This window comes from Phenylobacterium sp. (assembly GCF_031412415.1).
Classification (GTDB): Bacteria; Pseudomonadota; Alphaproteobacteria; order Caulobacterales; family Caulobacteraceae; genus Phenylobacterium.
In genome coordinates, this window is record NZ_JANOCX010000117.1 from 1 (window position 1) to 4,217 (window position 4,217).

At 69.1% G+C, this 4,217-nt stretch carries 2 protein-coding genes; one reads left to right on the forward strand and one right to left on the reverse strand.

Going from position 1 to position 4,217, the window contains the following annotated elements:
* Window positions 1-2,914 (forward strand): indolepyruvate ferredoxin oxidoreductase family protein (locus RMO04_RS05800; protein ID WP_309643843.1); only part of this gene is annotated, 2,914 nt, incomplete at its 5' end.
* A 17-nt stretch (window positions 2,915-2,931) separates the two neighbouring features.
* On the opposite strand, the gene RMO04_RS05805 is transcribed toward RMO04_RS05800, so the two are convergent.
* Window positions 2,932-4,217: tetratricopeptide repeat protein (locus RMO04_RS05805; RefSeq protein ID WP_309643844.1), on the reverse strand; the 1,286-nt coding region annotated here is incomplete at its 5' end.

Here is a 4,217-nt window from a genome sequence, read left to right on the forward strand (position 1 = left end):
GTCGCCGGCCGACGTGCAGGAGGTGCTGGACTACGGCCTGATGGGCTACGCCATGTCGCGCTATTCCGGCCTGTGGGTCGGGCTGATCGCGCTGGCCGACACCATGGACTCGGGCGTCACCATCGACGTCGACCTGTCGCGCCACAAGTTCGTCCTGCCCGCCAACTTCGCCCTGCCGCCAGGCGGCCTGGGCATCCGGTTGAAGGACCAGCCGCTGGACAAGGAGCGCCGGCTCCGCACCCAGAAGATCCCAGCCGCCCTGGCCTTCGCCCGCGCCAACAAGATCGACCGCGTGGTGCTGCCGGCCGCCCGGCCGCGCCTGGGCATCGTCTGCCAGGGCCAGGCCTATAAGGACGTGATCGAGGCCTTCGCGGCCATGCGCATCAGCTTCGAGGAGGCCGCCAGCCTGGGCGTCTCGATCTACAAGGTCGGCATGCCCTGGCCGCTGGAGCCGCAGGGTCTACGAGCCTTCGCCGCCGGCCTCGAGACCCTGATGGTCATCGAGCACAAGCGCCCCCTGATCGAGACCCAGGCCCGCGCCGCCCTCTACGACCTGCCCGCCCACGCCCGCCCCCGCATTATTGGCAAGACCGACGAGGTGGGCCATCCACTGCTTTCGCAGCTGGGCTCGCTGTCGGTGGCCGAGGTGGCCCTGGCCATCGCCGACCGCCTGCCGCCCGGACCGCACATGGACCGGGTGCACGACTATCTGAGCCGTGTCTCGGCCGCCTCCATGGCGGCGGTGACCCTGGCCGCCGAACAGCAGCGCAAGCCGTTCTTCTGCTCGGGCTGCCCGCACAATACCTCGACGCGACTTCCCGAGGGATCGCGGGCGCTGGCCGGCATCGGCTGCCACTACATGGCCAGCTTCACCGACCCCCAGACCGACCTGAACAGCCACATGGGCGGCGAGGGCCTGACCTGGGTGGGCTCAGCCCCCTTCACCACCGAGGACCATGTCTTCGCCAACCTCGGCGACGGCACCTACAACCACTCCGGCTCGCTGGCGGTCCGCGCCTCGATCGCCGCCAAGAGCCATGTGACCTACAAGCTGCTGTTCAACGACGCGGTCGCCATGACCGGAGGCCAGCAGGCCGAGAGCGGATTCACCCCGGCCCAGATCACCCGCCAGCTCGCCTCCGAAGGCGTGGCCCGGACGATCATCGTCGCCGACGATCCCCACCGCTATGACGACGTGAAGGACCTGGCCCCCGGCGTCGACGTGCGCCCGCGCTCGGAGTTGATCGAGGTCCAGAAGGAACTGCGCGACACCCCCGGCACGACGGTCATGCTCTATGATCAGGTCTGCGCCACCGAGAAGCGCCGCCGCCGCAAGCGCGGCAAGATGGAGACCGCGACCAAGCGCGTGTTCATCAATCCGCTGGTCTGCGAGGGCTGCGGCGACTGTTCCAAAAAGTCCCACTGCGTGTCGGTCGAGCCGCTGAACACCGAGTTCGGCCGCAAGCGGAAGATCAACCAGTCCAGCTGCAACACCGACTATTCCTGCCTCGACGGATTCTGCCCGTCCTTCGTCACCATCGAGGGCGGCGAGAACGCCCAGGCCAAGGCCATGCCGGCGCTGACCGCCGAATCGACCCCGCTGCCGGACTTCGAGCCCCTGGAAGGGGTTCGCAACATCCTGTTCACCGGCATCGGCGGCACGGGCGTCACCACCGTGGCCTCGATCCTGGCCATGGCCGCCCACGTGGACGGCCGCGCCTCGTCGGTGGTCGACATGACGGGCCTGGCCCAGAAGGGTGGGGCGGTCTTTTCCCATGTCCGCATCGGCGAGACCGAGGAGAGCGTGGTGGGCGGCCGCGTGCCCCAGGCCAGCGCCCACCTGCTGATCGCCTGCGACATCCTCTCGGCGGCCGGCGCCGACGCGCTCGCCCTCTACGCCAAGGATCGCACCGTGGCCTGCGGCAACGAGGACTTCTCGCCCACCGCCGACTTTGTCACAGACCGCGACGTGCGCTTCGACTCCAAGAGCATGTCGGGACGCATCCGCGCCGCGACCAAGTCGTATGACGAATGCCCTGCCCACCACCTGGCCGAGACCACCTTCGGTGACGCCATCTTCGCCAACATGATCATGGTGGGCTTCGCCTGGCAGAAAGGCCTGATTCCCCTGTCGTCGCGGGCCATCTACCGCGCGATCCGGCTGAACGGCGTCCAGGCCGAGGCCAACCTGCAGGCGTTCGAGCTGGGCCGCCGCGTTGAGCACGACCCCGCCGCGCGAGGCCTGGCCGACGCCGACGTGCCGACGCCGGAAACCATGCCCCTGGCCGAGCTCATCGCCCATCGCGGCCGGGAGCTTACGGCCTACCAGAACGCCGCCTACGCCAAGGGCTATCTGGAGCGCGTGGAGCAGACAGCCAAGGCCGAGGCCATCTTCGGCTCAGAGGCTCTGACCCGCGCCGTGGCGACCAATCTCTACAAGCTGATGGCCTACAAGGACGAGTACGAGGTCGCCCGGCTCTATACCGACGGCCGGTTCGCCGCCGAGCGGAACGGGACGTTCAAGGGCGGCAAGACCAAGGTCTGGCTGGCCCCGCCGCTGATCGCCCGCAAGGGTCCGGACGGCAAGCCGAAGAAGATGGAGTTCGGTGGCTGGATGGTCGATGCGGCCTTCCCGATGATGGCCCGGATGAAGGGGTTGCGCGGCACGGCTCTGGACATCTTCGGCTATACGGAGGAGCGCCGGATGGAGCGGCGCCTGATCGCCGACTATCAGTCAGGCCTCGACAAAATCCTGGCGGGCCTCACCCCCGAGACCCTGCCGACGGCGATCCAGATCGCCGCGGCGCCGCAGGCCATCCGCGGCTTCGGCCACATCAAGGACGCCTCGGTCAAGGTCGCCAAGGCCGATGAGGCCAAGCTCTGGTCGCAGTGGGAAAAGGCGGCGGCGGTCTAGACCGCCGCCTTCAGCCCTCAAGCCGCGCGGCTGAGCAAGACCTCATCGCCGATCGACAGCGGCTTGGCGTTGGCGCGTTCCGTCAGCAGGGCGCGCTCCAGGCCGACGTCGCCGCCCCGCCGCGCCGAGGCGATCAGCGTCAGGTCGATCAGGTCGCGCTGGGCGTGGCTGCCGCCAAACCGTGCGGAGCGGTTGCGCATGCCGCGTAGCCGATCGGCCGCGGACGCATAGTCCCCCGCGTCGAAGGCCGCGATGGCCTGGATCAGGGGAAGGCCGACATCGCGCACCATCATAGCGTTGTCGCCGGGACCGGCCAGCGCCGCGTCCTGCGCCGCCAGCACCGTCTTGACCCCTTCGGTCCGACCGGCTCCGAGGAAGGCCATCATCGCGTGGGCGTCGGTGAAGGCCGATATGCCGAAGGCCGCCTGCTCATAGACATCGGCCAGCCGGTTCCAGCGACCGCCCACATCGACGCCCAGCAGCTTCAGGCGCCAGAGCAGGGCCGCGGCGTCCAGCATGTCGAAAGCCATCGGCGAGGCCTCGCCATAGATCGGACCGTCATAGAGCCGCAGCACCTCGTCGGTCTCGCCCAGGCCAAGATGGAATAGCGCCAGGTGCCACCAGTTGTGGACGGCGAAATAGCTGTCGTGCTGCCAGGCGGTGCTCTCCTGACGCATGAAGTCGATCCCGTCGGCGCGGCGATCCTGCATTTCCAGCACGTGGGCGACGGCGTGCTGGGCCCAGGCGTTGCACGGCTCAAGCTCCAAGGCGCGGCGGCCGGCGGCCTCGGCGCGGCCATACGCGCCGGTCTCCTCCAGGCCGAAGGCCAGCATGCCGAGCACGGCGTGGTAGTTGGGCAAGGCGTCGGACCAATGGGGCAGGGCGCGCGCGATGCGGTCGCGCAGCATGCGCGAGTCGCCCAGCAGGAAGTCGGCGAGCTGGCCGGCTTGCAGGGCCAAGGTGTCACGCGGATGGGCGATGGAGATATCCTCGAGAATGCGTCCCGCGTCGACGAGCTCACCGCCGGCGAGGCTGGCCAGGGCCGCCACGTGACCGCGCTCGCGCTCGGAGCCCGGCAGGGCCTTGGCGGCCTCCAGGGCCGCGAGCCCATCCATCATCATCTCGGGCGTGCCGCCGACCAGCAGCATGTTGGCCTTCAGCACATGGGCCATGATGAAGCCAGGGCTGTCGGAGATCGCCTGCTCGATCGGGGTGAAGGGATCGCCGCCCATGCGGTGATAGAGGCTGAGCGCCTCGCCATAGGCCTGGGCCGCGGCGGCGCTGGCGCCGGTCAGGGCCAAGC